This is a genomic window from Ochrobactrum sp. SFR4 (genome assembly GCF_019730395.1).
Classification (GTDB): Bacteria; Pseudomonadota; Alphaproteobacteria; order Rhizobiales; family Rhizobiaceae; genus Pseudochrobactrum.
In genome coordinates, this window is sequence record NZ_JAAPBB010001343.1 from 1 (window position 1) to 238 (window position 238).

1 protein-coding gene is annotated in these 238 nt (G+C 43.3%); it reads right to left on the minus strand.

What is annotated here, in order from left to right:
* Nucleotides 1–46: 46 nt before the first annotated feature.
* Nucleotides 47–238: hotdog family protein (locus tag HBA93_RS23390; protein ID WP_502910193.1), on the minus strand; the 192-nt coding region annotated here is incomplete at its 5' end.

Consider the following 238-nt stretch of genomic DNA (forward strand, 5'->3'; position numbering starts at 1 on the left):
CCACCGAAAGTTCATTTATCTATTTGAACCTGAAAGTTCTCTGTGCTTATGCGCCGGTCATAGCAGAAACATCTGCTTCAGCAACTTTCACACCGTCAACTTCAGCAATACAGGCAAATTTAGAAATATTGCCACGCTGTTTCATTTTCTTAACACGAAGCAACATCTGGTCGCCCGGAACAACCGGACGGCGGAATTTTGCATTATCGATTGTCAAAAGGAAGACTGAACCTGCATT